This is a genomic window from Pseudorhizobium sp. NPDC055634, assembly GCF_053618655.1.
This window is the reverse complement of the sequence record NZ_JBSHHW010000003.1, coordinates 358776-374464: the sequence shown is the minus strand read 5'-3', so window position 1 is coordinate 374464 and position 15689 is coordinate 358776. Positions and strand designations below refer to the sequence as shown.

Genomic DNA, 15689 nt, shown 5'->3' with positions numbered 1-15689 from the left:
GCAATAACCTTGCTGGATGGCGTTCATATAACACTCGTTGTGAGTCCGACAGGAGATATTGAATGAGCTATCTGGGACGTGCGGCGATCTTCGCAGCTGGACTTGCCGCGGGTGCGCCCGTGCCGGCACTCGCCGGCGTCGAGGGAGCCGCGGGGCTCCTGCCGCATCGGGCCGTCTATGACCTGAAGCTCAAGGACGCGTCGGACCGTTCCGGCATCGAGGGCCTGAACGGGCGGATGGTCTACGAGTTCACCGGCTCCGTCTGCACCGGCTTCACCACCAATTTCCGTTTCGTCACCCGTATCAATACCGGCGAGGATACCCGCCTCACCGACCAGCAGACGACGACCTTCGAAGATACCGAGAAGGGCGAGTTCCGCTTTGAGACGAAGTCGTTCACGGACGAGCAGCTGGAAAAGGAAGTGAGCGGGGCCGCGACCGAGGCGGACGCGAAGGTGAAGGTGGCGATAGAACTGCCCGATCCCAAGGAAGTCGAGCTCACGGCCAGCGTCTTTCCGACCGAACACATGCTGGAGGTCATCCGCAATGCGCGCGAGGGCAACCGGTTCTTCGAAACCCGGATCTTCGACGGGTCGGAGAACGGCGACCAGAGCATGATCACCAATACGGTGATCGGGCCCAAGCAGCAGCCGGAGACGGGCGATCCGGACGCCGCGCGCGCGGGCGAGTTCGCCGACGTCGCCTACTGGCCGGTCTCGATCGCCTATTTCAGCGACGGCGCATCGGGAGATACGACCCCCGTCTATACCATGGCGTTCAAGCTCTACGATAACGGCATCACCCGCGACCTCACCATGGACTACGGCGACTTCGTGCTGAGCGGAAGCCTTTCGAGGCTGGATGTCCTCGACAAGCCGGAATGCGACCAGAACCAGCCGCGTCCGTAAACCGGGCCGCATATACGATGGGGAACGCGCATGAGCATCGAATTCCTCCTTACGTCGCTCGTCATCATCGTTTCGCCCGGGACCGGGGTCCTCTACACGTTGGCGGCCGGGCTATCCCGCGGCGCCGGCGCAAGCCTGGTCGCGGCATTTGCCTGCACGCTGGGGATCCTGCCGCATATCGCCGCCGCCGTGACCGGGCTTGCGGCACTGCTTCACGCCAGCGCGCTCGCCTTCGAGATCATCCGCTATCTCGGCGTCGCCTACCTGCTCTACATGGCATGGCGGACGATCATGGACCGGGGGACGCTCAGCGTGGACGAGGATCGCGCGCCGCGTACCGTGCGCCAGACGATCGTCGACGGAATCCTCCTCAATATCCTCAATCCCAAGCTCTCGATCTTCTTCGTCGCCTTCCTGCCCCAGTTCGTCGGCCCTCACGAGGCGAGCCCGCTGCCGACGATGCTGCTGTTGAGCGGGGCGTTCATGGGGCTAACCTTCGTCGTGTTCGCAGGCTACGGCCTGTGCTCCGCGGCGATGCGCCGCCACGTCATATCGCGACCCTCGGTGGTGACCTGGATGCGTCGCACCTTCGCGGCCGCCTTCGTCGCCATGGGCGCCAGGCTGGCGCTTGCCGAGCGTTGAGTTCGCGCGAGAGGTCTTGCCGATCAGGGCAGGGGCCGCTATTGCGGCGCCCGAAGGATCGGGATTGAAGAATGTCAGGAACGAACAGCGAGCGCCAACTCATTGCCGAAGGTCCGGCCATCATCCTGGTCGAGCCGCAGCTTGGCGAGAACATCGGCATGGTGGCGCGCGCCATGGCCAATTTCGGCCTGGCGGAACTGCGCCTCGTCAACCCGCGCGACGGCTGGCCGAACGAGAAGGCACGGTCGGCCGCCTCCAAGGCGGATCACGTGATCGACGCGACACGGGTCTTCGACACGCTGGAAGCGGCGATCGAGGACCTCAACTTCGTCTACGCCACCACCGCCCGGGAACGCTACGGCTTCAAGCCGGTCCGTTCGCCGGTGGTCGCGGCCACGACCCTGCGCGAGAAGTTCCGCTCGGGGGAGAAGACGGGCGTCCTCTTCGGTCGCGAGCGCTGGGGCCTCACCAACGAGGAAGTTGCGCTGGCGGACGAGATCGTCACCTTTCCCGTCAATCCGGCCTTCGCCTCGCTGAACATCGCCCAGGCGGTACTTCTGATGTCCTACGAGTGGATGAAGACCGGGCTCGACGACGTGGCGGCGACGCCTTTCCAGCCGGTCGAGCAGCGACCTTCCACGAAGGAACAGGTGCTGGGCCTGTTCGAGCACCTGGAAGAGGCGCTGGATGCCCGCGGCTATTTCCATCCGCCGGCGAAAAAGCCGAAGATGATCGACAATCTCCGCGCCGTCATTTCACGCCGCGGGTTCTCGGAACAGGAAATCAGCGTGTTTCGCGGCGTGATCTCGTCCCTCGACCGCTTCCCGCGGCGGTGGCCGAAGAAGACGGGGCGCGTCGGGGAGGCGCCGGAGAATGAAGACGCCTGACGTGAGACCCGTCCTGATGTTCGATTCGGGTGCCGGCGGCCTCACGGTCCTGCGCGAGGCGCGCGTGCTGATGCCGGAGCGTCGCTTCGTCTACGTCGCCGACGATGCGGGCTTTCCCTACGGCAATTGGGACGAAGCGGGGCTTCGCGAGCGCATCGTCAGCCTGTTCGGTGACCTTATCAAGAAATACGACCCGGAGATCGCGGTCATCGCCTGCAATACCGCCTCCACCCTCGTGCTGGGCGATCTGCGGGCGGCTTTTCCGAAGACGCCATTCGTGGGCACAGTGCCCGCCATAAAGCCGGCCGCCGAGCGGACCCGGTCCGGCCTGATTTCCGTGCTGGCGACGCCGGGGACGGTGAAGCGCCAGTATACGCGGGACCTGATCGGCGAATGGGCCTCGAAGGTGCATGTGCGCCTCGTCGGGAGCGAGAAGCTCGCGGGACTTGCGGAAGCCTATGTGCGCGAAGGTTTCGTGGATGAGGCGGCGGTGCGCGATGAGATCGCCCCCTGTTTCATCGAGCAGGACGGTCGCCGGACCGATGTCGTCGTGCTGGCCTGCACCCACTTTCCCTTCCTCGTGAACCGGATGCGCAAGACCGCACCCTGGCCGGTCGACTGGATCGACCCTGCCGAGGCGATTGCGCGGCGGGCGCTGTCGCTGTTGCCCGCGGAGCGCCGGTTCCAGGACACGATCCCCTCCGACCCCGATATAGCCGTCTTCAGTTCCGGCAATCCCGACCCGGCGATCCGGCGGCTGATGCACGGGTTCGGACTGCGGGCCTGAGGACCGCGGCAGCCTCCTTGCCAACGGGCCGGATCGGTGGCTTGCTGCCACACGTCGTTGAAAGGAATCACCCAAAGGAATCGCCATGTCGATCGAAACCTGGCTCGCCTTCGTCGCCGCCTCCGCGGTCCTGCTCGCCATTCCGGGACCGACGATCCTCCTGGTGATTTCCTATGCGCTCGGACACGGCCGGAAGGTGGCGTCGGCCACCGTGGCGGGCGTTGCGCTCGGGGATTTCACGGCGATGACCGCCTCGATGCTCGGGCTCGGCGCCCTGCTTGCTACATCCGCCGCGCTGTTCACGGTGCTGAAATGGGTCGGCGCGGCCTATCTCATCTATCTCGGCATCAAGCTGTGGCGGGCGCCGGCATCGAGCCGGATGGCGGGCGGGGAAGACGAGGAGCCCGCGGAAAGGCCGTTCCGGATCTTCCTCCACACCTACGCGGTGACCGCCCTCAACCCGAAGAGCATCATGTTCTTCGTCGCCTTCCTGCCGCAGTTCCTCGACCTTTCGCAGCCGCTCCTTGCGCAGATGGCGGTCTTCGAGACGACGTTCCTGGTGCTCGCAACGCTGAATGCGACGCTCTATGCGCTTCTCGCGTCGATGGCCCGCAGCACCATCCGCAAGGCCCGCGTCCAGCAGATCGTCAACCGCACCGGTGGTACGCTGATGATTGGTGCCGGCCTCCTCACGCTCGGCTGGAAGAGGGCCGTGGCCGCCTGAGGCGCAATCGCCTGTGAAAAAAGTCACCGAGGCCCGCGAAAATCCGGCGCGGGCGTGATAGTCAGTTCATCCTCGCGCTCCAAGGCGCCAAATTCCAGAGACTCAAGCATACGAGGTCAGTGCATTGCAGGTCGGCATCGATATGGGGACCGTGTCCGGGGGCGCTCCGGCCAAGCTCGATATCGAGGAGCTTCTGGCGACGCGTCTGCTCGTGCAGGGCAATTCCGGTTCCGGCAAGTCGCACCTTCTGCGTCGGCTGCTGGAACAGTCGGCGCCCTGGGTCCAGCAGGTCATCATCGATCCCGAAGGCGATTTCGTCACCCTGGGCGACAAGTACGGGCATATCGTCGTCGACGGCGACCGCACCGAGGCCGAACTCATCGGCATCGCGACGCGCATTCGCCAGCACCGAGTATCCTGCGTCCTGACCCTGGAAGGGCTCGATATCGAGGAGCAGATGCGGGCCGCCGGAACCTTCCTGAACGGCCTTTTCGATGCCGATCGCGAATACTGGTATCCGGTCCTGGTCGTGGTCGACGAAGCCCAGATGTTCGCGCCCTCGGTCGGCGGAGACGTCTCGGAAGAGGCCCGGAAGATGTCGCTCGGGGCGATGACCAACCTGATGTGCCGCGGCCGAAAGCGCGGGCTGGCGGGCGTCATCGCCACGCAGCGCCTCGCCAAGCTTGCAAAGAACGTCGCCGCGGAAGCCTCCAACTTCCTGATGGGGCGCACCTTCCTCGACATCGACATGGCACGCGCCGCCGATCTCCTCGGCATGGACCGCCGCCAGGCGGAGATGTTCCGCGACCTCAAGCGCGGCAATTTCGTCGCGCTCGGTCCGGCGCTCTCCCGCCGTCCGCTGCCGATCGTGATCGGTCCGGTCGAGACCTCGGCGCGATCCTCGAGCCCGAAGCTGATGCCGCTCCCCGATGCGCCGGAGGACGTCGAGGACCTGATCTTCACGCCGGACCCGGAAGAATTCACCCGCCCGATCGTCCGGCGCACGCCGCCCGCGCCACGGCCGACCACGGACATCCTGGCGGAGCTTTCGCGCTCGACGCCGGCAGCCGGGCCCATGCCGCAGGACGCCGGCCGGCCCGCCCAGCCGGAACTCTCGCCGGAGGAGCGGGAGGAGCGGCTGAATGCCGTGCTTTCCGAAATCATCGACGATCCGCAGGCGGCCTACCGGACCGATTCGGTTCTCTACCAGGATTTCCTCGTCCGGGCGCGGATGCGCCGGCTGCCAGGACCGCCCATGGGCATGAGCGAGTTCCGCCGACGCGTGGCGATCTCGCGGGCAGGGGTCGACAAGGAAACGGCCGAAACCGACGGATGGCGCACGGCACTGGAACTCTCCGCCCGCGTCTCCGACGACCTGCAGGCGGTTTTCCTGATGCTCGCCAAGGCGGCGCTCCTTGCCGAACCGTGCCCGTCGGACCTGCGCATCGCCAAGGCCTACGGCACCCATTCGGCCCGCCGGGCCCGCCGCCTGCTCGGCTATTTCGAGGAGCAGGGGCTGATCGTGGTCCATACCGACTTCGGCGGGAAACGCATCGTGGCCTTCCCCGATCTCGACGTGCAGACCTGCCCCGGCGCTCCCGACGCACCGGACGAGGAGCCGCTCGCGAGGCACGCGGCGGAATAGGGGCGGCCACTCTTTCGGCGGTGGCCTGCCGGACGGTGATCTTCATGCCTCCGTGGGCCCATCTTTCGGCCCTTGCTGTTGACAATCCCGCAACTTCCTCCTAAAGACCCGCCAGCACCGGGTGGCAACGCCCGGTGTTTCATTTGACATGTCCCGTGGTGTTCTCCGGACGCTTTCGTGAGAAACCTGTCAGGGCTCCTAAATCGGAGTTCAGAGGAGGGCGTGTTTCCTTGATCCGCTTTGGCAACAAACCGGTGCAACCTGTTAAGAAGGAAATACGATGAGCAAGCGCGCGTCGTCCAAGTACAAAATCGATCGCCGTATGGGCGAAAACATCTGGGGTCGTCCGAAGTCCCCGGTCAACCGTCGCGAATATGGCCCGGGCCAGCACGGCCAGCGCCGCAAGGGCAAGCTTTCCGACTTCGGCGTGCAGCTGCGCGCCAAGCAGAAGCTGAAGGGCTACTACGGCGATGTCCGCGAGAAGCAGTTCCGCGCCATCTACGACGAAGCCAACCGTCGCAAGGGCGATACCGGTGAAAACCTGATCGGCCTGCTCGAGTCGCGTCTCGACGCGATCGTCTACCGCGCAAAGTTCGTTCCGACGATCTTCGCTGCACGCCAGTTCGTCAACCACGGCCATGTTGCCGTCAACGGCGTTCGCGTCAACATCGGTTCGTACCGCTGCAAGCCCGGCGACGTGATCGAAGTGCGCCAGAAGTCGAAGCAGCTGGTTACGGTTCTGGAATCGGTCCAGCTCGCAGAGCGCGACGTTCCGGACTACATCGATGCCGACCACAACAAGATGGTCGCCACCTTCGTCCGCGTTCCGAGCCTCTCGGATGTACCGTACCCGGTCATCATGGAACCGAACCTGGTCGTCGAATTCTATTCGCGTTAATGGAAGAGCCCGCGACGCGGGCCCTGCCTTCAATTTCGAAAGCCGCGTCACCCCGACGCGGCTTTTTTCATGACTGGGGGTTCATGACTGGCGGTATGTGTCGAGCGACTGCGCGGTGGCGACCGGTGCCTCGCGCGGGCCCTGGTCCATGCGGTTCCAGGCGTCGAGGCCGGCGATCTTGTAGGCTTCCGCAAGCGTCGGGTAGTTGAACGTATTCTCGACGAAGTAGTCGACGGTGCCTTTCAGGTTCAGCACCGCCTGGCCGATATGCACGAGTTCGGTCGCACCTTCGCCGATGATGTGGACGCCGAGCAGGCGGCGCGTCTTGCGCGAGAAGATCATCTTCAGGAGGCCGGTCTGCAGGCCCATGATGTGGCCGCGCGAGGTCTCGCGGAAATGCGCCACCCCGGTTTCGTAGGGGATCTTGCGGGCGATGACCTCTTCCTCGGTAAGCCCGCAGGTGGAGATCTCCGGTACGGCGTATATGCCGTAGGGGAAATATTGCGGCGGTTCGCTCGCCGGCGCGCCGACCGCGTGGCGGGCCGCGATGCGGCCCTGTTCCATCGAGGTGGAGGCAAGGCTCGGGAAGCCGACGATGTCGCCGGCGGCGTAGATGTGCGGGACGGCGGTCTGGAAGGTTTCCGGATCGACCTTGAGGCGTCCGCGGCTGTCGGCCTCCAGTCCGCAGGCTTCCAGGTTGAGGTCGCCGGTGGCGCCGACGCGTCCGGCGGCGAAGAGCACCATGTCGGCGTTGAGGGCCCGGCCGTTGTTCAGTTCGACGCGACACTTGCCGCCAGGTTCCCGTTCCACCTTCTCCGCCGTCTGGCCGAAGATCAGCTTCATGTTGCGGTCGCGGAGCTGGTAGGTGAAGTCCTCGACGATCTCGCGGTCGATGAACTCGAGCATGGTCGAGCGCGGTTCGACGACCGAGACCTGCGTATCGAGGGCGCTGAAGATCGAGGCGTATTCGATGCCGATGACGCCCGCGCCGATGACGACCAGCGAACGCGGCACAGTTTCGATGTCGAGGAGCTCGTCGCTGTCCAGGATGGCCTTGCCGTCGAAGGGAATATGGGAGGGACGATAGGGTTTCGTGCCGACCGCCAGAAGGATCGCCGACGCGGACACCCGTTGCGTCTCGCAGTCCTCGCGCGTGACTTCGAGCGTATGGGGATCGATGAAGCGGGCGACGCCATGCATCTGCTGGACGCGGTTGCGGGCGAACTGGTGCTCCAGGACCTGGACTTCGTGGTCAAGCGTGATGAGGAGGCGACGACGCAGGTCGGATGCGCCGATGTCCTGCTTGACCCGGTAGGACTGGCCGTAGAAGCCGCGTTCGCGCCAGCCGGTGAGGTTGAGCGCCGTCTCCCGCAGCGTCTTCGAAGGGATGGTGCCGGTATGGACGGAAACGCCTCCGACGCGCCGGCCGCGCTCGATGACGAGCACGCTCTTGTCCAGCTTGGCCGCCTGGATCGCGGCGCGGCGTCCGGCCGGTCCGCTGCCGACGACGATGAGGTCGTAATGGGTCATGGATTGCTCCGATTGATCTTGCCGAGCGGCATGCGCCGAGCGCTGTGTAGCAAGTTTGTCTTACGGTTTGATTGAACGGCGATTTTATGTTCGCCGCGACCGGCGAGGCCGATCAGATCAGCCGCAGTCCGCGCAGGCTCGCATGGCCTTCCTTGCCGATAATGATGTGGTCGTGGACGGTAATGCCGAGCGGCCTTGCGGTATCGACGATGGTCTTCGTCATGTCGATGTCGGCGCGGGAAGGCGTCGGGTCGCCGCTCGGGTGGTTGTGGACGAGGATGATCGCCGTGGCCGACAGTTCCAGGGCCCGGCGCACCACCTCGCGCGGATAGACCGGCGTATGGTCGACCGTGCCGCGCCCCTGCACCTCGTCGGCGATGAGGGCATTGCGCTTGTCGAGGAAGAGGATGCGGAACTGCTCGCGCGCCTCGTAGGCCATGGCCGCGTGGCAATAGTCGATGACCGAGGACCAGGAGGAGAGCACCTGCTTGCCCCGCAGTTCGCTCTTCAGCATCCGATGGGCGGCGGTCGCCACGAGCTTCAGGTCGTGTGCGACAGTCTCGCCGACGCCGCTCACTTCCTGAAGGAGGAAGGCGGGTGCACCGAACACTCCCGCAAGGTTGCCGAAGCGTTCGATCAGCGCCTTGGCGATCGGCTTGGTGTCGCGGCGTGGAATGAGCCGGAAGAGCAGCAGCTCGAGGATCTCGTAATCGGCGAGGGCTGCGTCGCCGTGCTCGCGGTAACGGGCGCGAAGGCGGTCGCGATGGCCGTGATAATGCGCCTGCTTTTCATCCCGGGGCAGGAGGCCGCTCTTCTTCAGGGCCGCTGCCTTCGGAGCCTGTTCGGCGAAGAAACCGCGCTCGTCCGCCTCCTCGTCCATGGCTGGCACTTCGCCGTCATGTGGAGGGGAGGGGCGGTTCGTCATGCGCTACCTCTTGAGCGGCGGCAGGCCCGGTCGGTCGAGACCTGCGGGGGAGAGGGTGAAGATCTCGCAGCCGGTCGCGGTGACGCCGACGGCGTGCTCGTACTGTGCCGAGAGGGAGCGATCGCGGGTCACCGCGGTCCAGCCGTCCGACAGAACCTTCACATGCGGCTTGCCGAGATTGATCATCGGCTCGATGGTGAAGATCATGCCTTCGCGCAGTTCCGGTCCTTCGTCGGCGCGGCCATAGTGCAGGATGTTCGGCGTGTCGTGGAAAAGCCGCCCGACGCCGTGGCCGCAGAAATCGCGGACCACCGAGCAGCGCTCCGCTTCGGCATAGGTCTGGATGGCCTGACCGATCGCCCCCGTACGGACTCCCGGGCGCACCACCTCGATGCCGCGCATCAGGCATTCGTAGGTAACCTCGAGAAGCCGTTCGGCAGCGCGCTTGATCTGCCCGACCGGATACATACGGCTCGAATCGCCGTGCCAGCCATCGAGGACATAGGTGACGTCGATATTGACGATGTCGCCTTCCTTCAGCGGCTTGTCATCGGGCATGCCGTGGCAGACGACGTGGTTGATGGAGGTGCATACGGAATACTTGTAGCCGCGATAGTTCAGCGTCGCGGGCAGGGCGCCGTGATCCATGCCGAATTCGAACACGAAACGATCGATGGCGCTCGTCGTGACGCCCGGCTTGACGATGGCCGCAAGCTCGTCCAGGCAGCGGGCCGTCAGGAGGCCGGCCTTGTGCATGCCGGCGAAATCGTCCGCGCCATAAAGCCGGATCGCGCCCGTGTTCTTCAGGGGGGCGTCGACCGCATCGATATAGTTCACCATCCGGTTGCTCTCATAATCTCTACGTTCATAATGCAGGCAGGCAGGCTTCGTCCATGCCGATCAGGTCCGTGGCGACGATTTCCGCAGGTGTGACCCGGCATCGCAGCACGTAAGCCTCGACGCCGCGCGCGGCGGCCCGCCGAAAGGCTGCGGCATATCGCGGATCGAGATCGCTGCAAAGCCTCAGGTGATCACAATCCTGTCTCTGCACGACATAGAGCATCACCGCCCGGTGACCTGCCTCGACCATGTCGCCGAGTTCCTCCAGATGCCTCGCGCCGCGCGTCGTCACGGTATCCGGAAATTCCGCGAGGCCCCGCTGCCGCATGAAGTGCACGTTCTTCACCTCTATATAGCAATCGGGGCGGCCGGGTTCACCGAGGAGGAAATCGATGCGCGATCTTGCGCCGTAGCGCTGCTCGCGACGAAGGCTCCGATAGCCGGCGAGGGCAGGCACGAGGCCTGCGACCAGCGCTTCCTCTGCGATCCGGTTCGCCAGCGCGGCGTTGACGCCGACAAGCGTCCCGTCGGCCTCCACCATCTCGAACATGTGCCGGTGCTTGCGGGTCGGGCTGTCATGCAGCGACATCCATATGGTCGAGCCCGGTGTCGTCAGGCCGCGCATGGAGCCCGTGTTCGGGCATGATCCGGTAATCGGCGTTCCGTCCTCCAGCACGGCGTCGAACAGGAAACGCTTGTAGCGCTGCACCAGGGTCGCGCGGACCAGCGGGGGATCGAAGATCATCGGATATCGGTCAGACGCGTTCGAGGACGTAGGTGCCCGGCGCATCGGCAATCGCATTGAGTGCCGTTCCGCCGGGAGCGCGCGCATCGACGCGGTCCTTGCTGCGCTTTTCGATCCACGCATGCCAGTGCGGCCACCAGGATCCCGTGGTCTCCCTGGCCTTCGCGACCCAGTCCTCGAACTGGCCCTGCGGCTTGCCGTTCGTCCAGTACTGGTATTTCTGCTTGGCGGGAGGATTGACGACGCCCGCGATGTGCCCGGAGCCGCTGAGGACGAATTCCACCGGTCCCCCGAAAAGCGCCGAGCCCCTGAACACCGAACGGGGCGGGGCGATGTGGTCTTCGCGAGTGGCGAGGTTGTAGACCGGCACCTTGACGTCCTTGAGCGAGATCACCCGTCCGCCAAGCTTCATCTCGCCCCGGCTCAGCGTATTCTCCAGATAGCAGTTGCGCAGATAGTAGGCGTGGTTTGCGGCGGCCATCCGGGTCGAATCGGCGTTCCAATAGAGAAGGTCGAAGGGGAGCGGCTCCTTGCCCATCAGGTAGTTGCTGACGACATAGGGCCAGATCAGCTCCGAGGCGCGCAGCATGTTGAAGGCGTTCGCCATGCGCGACCCCTCCAGGTAGCCCGACTTCTCCATCTGCTTTTCGAGCGACCCCAGTTGCTCCTCGTCGACGAAGACCTTCAGGTCGCCTGCGAGGGTGAAGTCCACCTGGGTGGTGAGGAAGGTGGCGGAGGCGATGCGGCGGTCCTTCTTCTGCGCATGGAGAGCAAGCGTCGCCGCCAGCAGCGTGCCGCCGACGCAATAGCCGATGGCATTCACCTGCCGCTCGCCGGTCGCCTTCTCGACGGCATCGAGCGCGAATTCCACGCCTTCGCCAATATAGGCCTCCCAGTCCTTTCGGGCATGTCGCTCGTCGGGATTGACCCAGGAGATGACGAAGACGGTATGGCCCTGGTCGACGCACCATTTGATGAAGCTCTTCTGCGGCGTCAGGTCGAGGATGTAGAACTTGTTGATCCATGGCGGCACGATCAAAAGCGGCCGCTTGAGAACGGTTTCGGTGGACGCGTCGTACTGGATCACCTCGCAGAGTTCGCTCTGGGCGATCACCTTCCCGGGCGTCATGGCGAGGTTCTCGCCGACCTGGAACTGGCTGTGATCGGTGTGGCGAAGGCGCAGCTGGCCACCGCCGGCCGCCACGTCCTCCGCCAGCATCCGCATGCCGTCGACGAGGTTCGCGCCGCTCGTCGCGACCGTGTGGCGGTAGACCTCGGGATTGGTGAGGGCGAAATTGGCGGGCGAGAGCGCCGCCGTCAGCTGGCGGGCGTAGAAAATCGCCTTCATCCGCGTGTGGTCGTCGAGGCCTTCCGCTTCCAGGACCAGCTTTTCGGCGAAGGAGGCGGTCACCTGATAGACCTGCCGGAGGAAGGCGAAGAACGGGTTCCTGGTCCAGTCCTCGTCGGCGAAGCGCTTGTCACCGGACGGTGTCTCGGGCGGTGCAACCGGCTGTCCGGCCATCTGCGAGATGGTTCGCGTCCAGATCTCCATGTAGCTGGAGAGGAGGAGGGTCTGCGCCTCCAGCGTCCGCTTGGGGTCGGACATCCAGTACCGGACGACGTCCGAGAGCGTCCGGACGAGCTCGGTCACGGGATCGGCGGAATGGTCCTGGACCTCGGCCTTGTCATGGGACGTGAGCCACGCACCAGCGGCCCGTCCGAGGTGTTCGAGGGCCCGGGCGAGGTTGACGGCGAGCGCGTGGGGATCCTTGACCACATAGGGTTCGACGGACTTCGGGTCGAATGCGGAAAACTGGCCGGGGCCGGCTTCCTCTCCCTCCCACTTCTTGTCCAACTGCTCCTCCGAAGGCCCGATCTTGCTATTTGATTTCTTTTGTACATTGTGCCTCAAAACGAATACAAGTGCCAGCGAGCCACGGCAAAATGCGTTACGGCAAAACCGGCCCGGTAAGGCGGAAGAGATGGAAAAGAACAGGTTTCGGGCGGCAGGCGTGCCGCGCTTGCTGGTGATCGGCGCACTGCCGATTCTCGCCGCGGGATGCAACAGCTTCGCGCTCGATGACGGGATACCGAACACTGCTCCCGCCGCGACCGTGGTCGTCAACGCGCCGCCACCGCCGCAGGGACCGATCGTCAAGCGCGACAGCGGCACCTATCCGACGTTCGGCCAGACGCTGAGGGCGGCAAACGTGCAGATCGGCGACGAGGAGGCGGCGGGATCGGAAGCGCAGCTCTCCGCGCTCGCAACGGCCCGTGCCAACGGAACCGTTACCGAGGCCGAGTACCAGCGCCGCCTTGCGGAACTGCGTCGCCTGGCGGCGGAACATGCGCGCGACGCCGAGGCGGCGATCGCCAATTAGCGCTTGCGTTCGGGCCGGTTTGGCAGCAAATCAGCACATTGCCGCAAGGCAAATCCCGGCGCCGTCCGTCGACGGCGCCTGCTTTCACGAGGAAGGTCATGGAAGAGTTCCATAAAGTTCGCAGATTGCCGCCCTACGTGTTCGAACAGGTCAACCGTTTGAAGGCAAGCGCGCGAGCGGCGGGGGCCGATATCATCGACCTCGGCATGGGCAACCCCGACCTTCCGACCCCGAAGAACATCGTCGACAAGCTGTGCGAGGTCGTTCAGGACCCGCGCACCCACCGCTATTCGTCGTCAAAGGGCATTCCGGGCCTGCGCCGGGCGCAGGCGGCCTACTACGCCCGTCGCTTCGGCGTGAAGCTCAACCCCGAGACGCAGGTCGTCGCGACGCTGGGTTCGAAGGAAGGCTTCGCCAACATGGCGCAGGCGATCACCGCGCCGGGCGATGTCATCCTCTGCCCCAACCCGACCTATCCCATCCATGCCTTCGGCTTCCTGATGGCGGGCGGCGTGATCCGGTCGATGTCGGTCGAGCCGGACGAAAGCTTCTTTCCGCCGCTGGAGCGTGCGGTCCGCCACTCCATCCCGAAGCCGCTGGCGCTGATCATCAACTACCCGTCGAACCCGACGGCGCATGTGGCATCGCTCGACTTCTACAAGGACGTGATCGATTTCGCGCGAAAGCACGACATCATCGTGCTTTCCGACCTCGCCTATTCGGAAATCTACTTCGACGACAACAATCCGCCGCCGTCGGTCCTCGAGGTTCCCGGCGCGATGGATGTCGCCGTCGAGTTCACCTCGATGTCGAAGACCTTCTCCATGCCGGGCTGGCGCATGGGCTTTGCGGTCGGCAACGAGCGACTGATCTCGGCGCTGACCCGCGTGAAATCCTACCTCGACTACGGCGCCTTCACGCCGATCCAGGTTGCCGCGACCCATGCGCTGAACGGCGACGGATCCGACATCGCGGAAGTCCGCTCTGTCTACAAGCGTCGCCGCGACGTGATGGTGGAGAGCTTCGGCAAGGCAGGGTTCGAGGTTCCCCCGCCGGCAGCGACGATGTTCGCCTGGGCCAAGATCCCCGAGAAGTTCCGACATCTCGGTTCGCTGGAATTTTCCAAGCTCCTGGTTGAAAAGGCCGACGTGGCGGTCGCGCCGGGCGTCGGCTTCGGCGAGATGGGGGATGACTACGTTCGACTGGCACTCGTCGAGAACGAGCATCGCATCCGCCAGGCCGCACGGAACATCAAGAAGTTCCTGTCGAGCGCTGACGAGACCATGCACAACGTGATCTCGCTCAACGCCCGCCGCTGACGGGCGGTCACGCCCGGAAGTTCAGGCGGCTCCCGCGGGCCGCCGACCCCCCCTCGCAAATCTAGGATAACAAGCATGGCAGATGCCCTGAAAGTCGGCATTGCGGGTCTCGGTACGGTTGGCGCCTCGCTGGCGAGGATCATCAGGGAGCGCGCAAGCGAACTGTCGGTGACGTGCGGCCGTGCCATCGAGATTACGGCGGTCAGCGCCAGAGACCGGGGAAGGGACCGCGGCGTCGACCTCTCCGGCACCGCGTGGTTCGATACGCCGGCTGAGATGGCGGCCCGCGCTGACATCGACGTGCTCGTCGAACTGGTGGGTGGCGCCGAGGGTGCCGCCGAACAGGCGGTCCGGGCAGCGCTGGAACGCGGTCTTCACGTCGTGACGGCCAACAAGGCGCTTCTTGCCCGCCATGGCGTCGAACTCGCGGCGCTTGCGGAGAAGAAGGGCGTCCTCCTCAATTTCGAGGCGGCCGTGGCGGGTGGCATCCCGGTCATCAAGGCGCTGCGGGAAAGCCTGACCGGCAACCGCATCTCGCGCGTCTACGGCATCATGAACGGGACCTGCAACTACATCCTGACCCGGATGGAGAAGGAAGGGCTCGCCTTCGAGGATTGCCTGCGGGAAGCCCAGCGCCTCGGCTATGCGGAGGCCGATCCGACCTTCGACATCGAAGGCAACGATACCGCCCACAAGCTCGCCATCCTGACGACGCTTGCCTTCGGCACGCGGATCGCCGCCGACGAGATCTATCTGGAAGGCATCAGCAACATCTCCATCGAGGACATCGAGGCGGCCGCCGATCTCGGCTATCGCATCAAGCTCCTGGGTGTGGCCCAGCAGACGGAGTCCGGGATCGAGCAGCGGGTGCATCCGACCATGGTGCCGCGCGATTCCGTCATCGCCCAGGTGGACGGGGTGACCAATGCGGTCGCGATCGAGTCCGACATCCTTGGCGAACTGCTGATGGTCGGGCCCGGCGCCGGCGGAGACGCGACTGCGTCCGCAGTCCTCGGCGACATCGCAGACATCGCCAAGAGCCGCCCGGGCGAGCAGCGGGTCCCCGTGCTCGGCACACCCGCCGACGCTCTCGAGCCTTACCGGCGGGCCCGCATGCGCAGTCACGAGGGCGGATATTTCATCCGGCTCACGGTGGCCGACAGGACCGGCGTCTTCGCCAGCGTCGCCACCCGGATGGCGGAGAACAGCATCTCGCTGGAATCGATCGTGCAGCGGGCAAGTGCCATGGCGCCGGTGTCGGACGCCAAGACCATCATCCTCGTCACCCATGCGACGACGGAGGAATCGGTGCGCAATGCCGTCGCCGCGATCAAGGCGGAAGACTACCTCGTGGGCGAACCGCAGGTCATCCGCATCGAGCGCCCGAAGGCGTTCTGAGAGCGCGACGCGACGAACCTGTGGCTTGCGATGGAATCTGCTGGCGCAGTGGTGCGGAAT

General features: G+C 65.0%; 15 protein-coding genes. 10 read left to right on the top strand and 5 right to left on the bottom strand.

All coding sequences use genetic code 11. The annotated features are described in order from the left end of the window. Positions 1 to 62: 62 nt before the first annotated feature. The 7 genes from ACWGPT_RS07100 (at position 63) to rpsD (ending at position 6491) form a co-directional block, all read left to right on the top strand. Positions 63 to 908 (top strand): cell envelope integrity EipB family protein, encoded by an 846-nt coding sequence (locus ACWGPT_RS07100; protein ID WP_452604892.1) that lies wholly within the window; start codon positions 63 to 65, stop codon positions 906 to 908. A gap of 30 nt (positions 909 to 938) precedes the next feature. Continuing rightward, entirely contained in the window at positions 939 to 1550 is a 612-nt protein-coding gene (locus ACWGPT_RS07095; protein ID WP_452604891.1) for a LysE family translocator, read from the top strand. Positions 1551 to 1621: 71 nt separating this feature from the next. After that, positions 1622 to 2437 carry an RNA methyltransferase gene (locus ACWGPT_RS07090; protein ID WP_452604890.1) on the top strand — a complete coding sequence of 272 codons (816 nt, stop codon included), beginning with the start codon at positions 1622 to 1624 and terminating at the stop codon, positions 2435 to 2437. Next, positions 2424 to 3224 (top strand): glutamate racemase, encoded by an 801-nt coding sequence (gene murI / locus ACWGPT_RS07085; protein WP_452604889.1) that lies wholly within the window; start codon positions 2424 to 2426, stop codon positions 3222 to 3224. The genes ACWGPT_RS07090 and murI overlap by 14 nt, the downstream gene beginning before the upstream one ends. An 85-nt stretch (positions 3225 to 3309) precedes the next feature. Further along, positions 3310 to 3948 carry a LysE family translocator gene (locus ACWGPT_RS07080; protein ID WP_452604888.1) on the top strand — a complete coding sequence of 213 codons (639 nt, stop codon included), beginning with the start codon at positions 3310 to 3312 and terminating at the stop codon, positions 3946 to 3948. A 124-nt stretch (positions 3949 to 4072) separates the two neighbouring features. Next, positions 4073 to 5593 (top strand): helicase HerA domain-containing protein, encoded by a 1521-nt coding sequence (locus ACWGPT_RS07075; RefSeq protein ID WP_452604887.1) that lies wholly within the window; start codon positions 4073 to 4075, stop codon positions 5591 to 5593. 280 nt (positions 5594 to 5873) lie between these two features. Continuing rightward, on the top strand, positions 5874 to 6491 hold the full coding sequence (gene rpsD / locus ACWGPT_RS07070; RefSeq protein ID WP_452604886.1) for a 30S ribosomal protein S4: 618 nt from the start codon (positions 5874 to 5876) through the stop codon (positions 6489 to 6491). Positions 6492 to 6572: 81 nt separating this feature from the next. On the opposite strand, the gene sthA is transcribed toward rpsD, so the two are convergent. The 5 genes from sthA to ACWGPT_RS07045 all read right to left on the bottom strand — a co-directional run bounded on the left by sthA (position 6573) and on the right by ACWGPT_RS07045 (position 12386). Further along, positions 6573 to 8021 carry a Si-specific NAD(P)(+) transhydrogenase gene (gene sthA / locus ACWGPT_RS07065; RefSeq protein ID WP_452604885.1) on the bottom strand — a complete coding sequence of 483 codons (1449 nt, stop codon included), beginning with the start codon at positions 8019 to 8021 and terminating at the stop codon, positions 6573 to 6575. Between the two features lie 112 nt (positions 8022 to 8133). Continuing rightward, positions 8134 to 8946, bottom strand: a complete 813-nt coding sequence (radC, locus tag ACWGPT_RS07060) for a RadC family protein (RefSeq protein ID WP_452604884.1) — start codon at positions 8944 to 8946, stop codon at positions 8134 to 8136. 3 nt (positions 8947 to 8949) lie between these two features. Further along, on the bottom strand, positions 8950 to 9786 hold the full coding sequence (gene map / locus ACWGPT_RS07055; protein ID WP_452604883.1) for a type I methionyl aminopeptidase: 837 nt from the start codon (positions 9784 to 9786) through the stop codon (positions 8950 to 8952). Positions 9787 to 9811: 25 nt separating this feature from the next. Then, positions 9812 to 10531, bottom strand: coding sequence for a DNA/RNA nuclease SfsA (gene sfsA, locus ACWGPT_RS07050; RefSeq protein WP_452604882.1), 720 nt, complete (start codon positions 10529 to 10531; stop codon positions 9812 to 9814). A gap of 10 nt (positions 10532 to 10541) precedes the next feature. Continuing rightward, positions 10542 to 12386, bottom strand: a complete 1845-nt coding sequence (locus tag ACWGPT_RS07045; protein WP_452604881.1) for a PHA/PHB synthase family protein — start codon at positions 12384 to 12386, stop codon at positions 10542 to 10544. Between the two features lie 127 nt (positions 12387 to 12513). Between ACWGPT_RS07045 and ACWGPT_RS07040 the strand changes: the two genes are divergently transcribed. The 3 genes from ACWGPT_RS07040 to ACWGPT_RS07030 all read left to right on the top strand — a co-directional run bounded on the left by ACWGPT_RS07040 (position 12514) and on the right by ACWGPT_RS07030 (position 15629). Then, on the top strand, positions 12514 to 12912 hold the full coding sequence (locus ACWGPT_RS07040) for an SHOCT domain-containing protein (RefSeq protein ID WP_452604880.1): 399 nt from the start codon (positions 12514 to 12516) through the stop codon (positions 12910 to 12912). 98 nt (positions 12913 to 13010) lie between these two features. After that, positions 13011 to 14231, top strand: a complete 1221-nt coding sequence (locus ACWGPT_RS07035; protein WP_452604879.1) for an LL-diaminopimelate aminotransferase — start codon at positions 13011 to 13013, stop codon at positions 14229 to 14231. A 75-nt stretch (positions 14232 to 14306) separates the two neighbouring features. After that, positions 14307 to 15629, top strand: a complete 1323-nt coding sequence (locus ACWGPT_RS07030; RefSeq protein ID WP_452604878.1) for a homoserine dehydrogenase — start codon at positions 14307 to 14309, stop codon at positions 15627 to 15629. Positions 15630 to 15689: the final 60 nt, after the last annotated feature.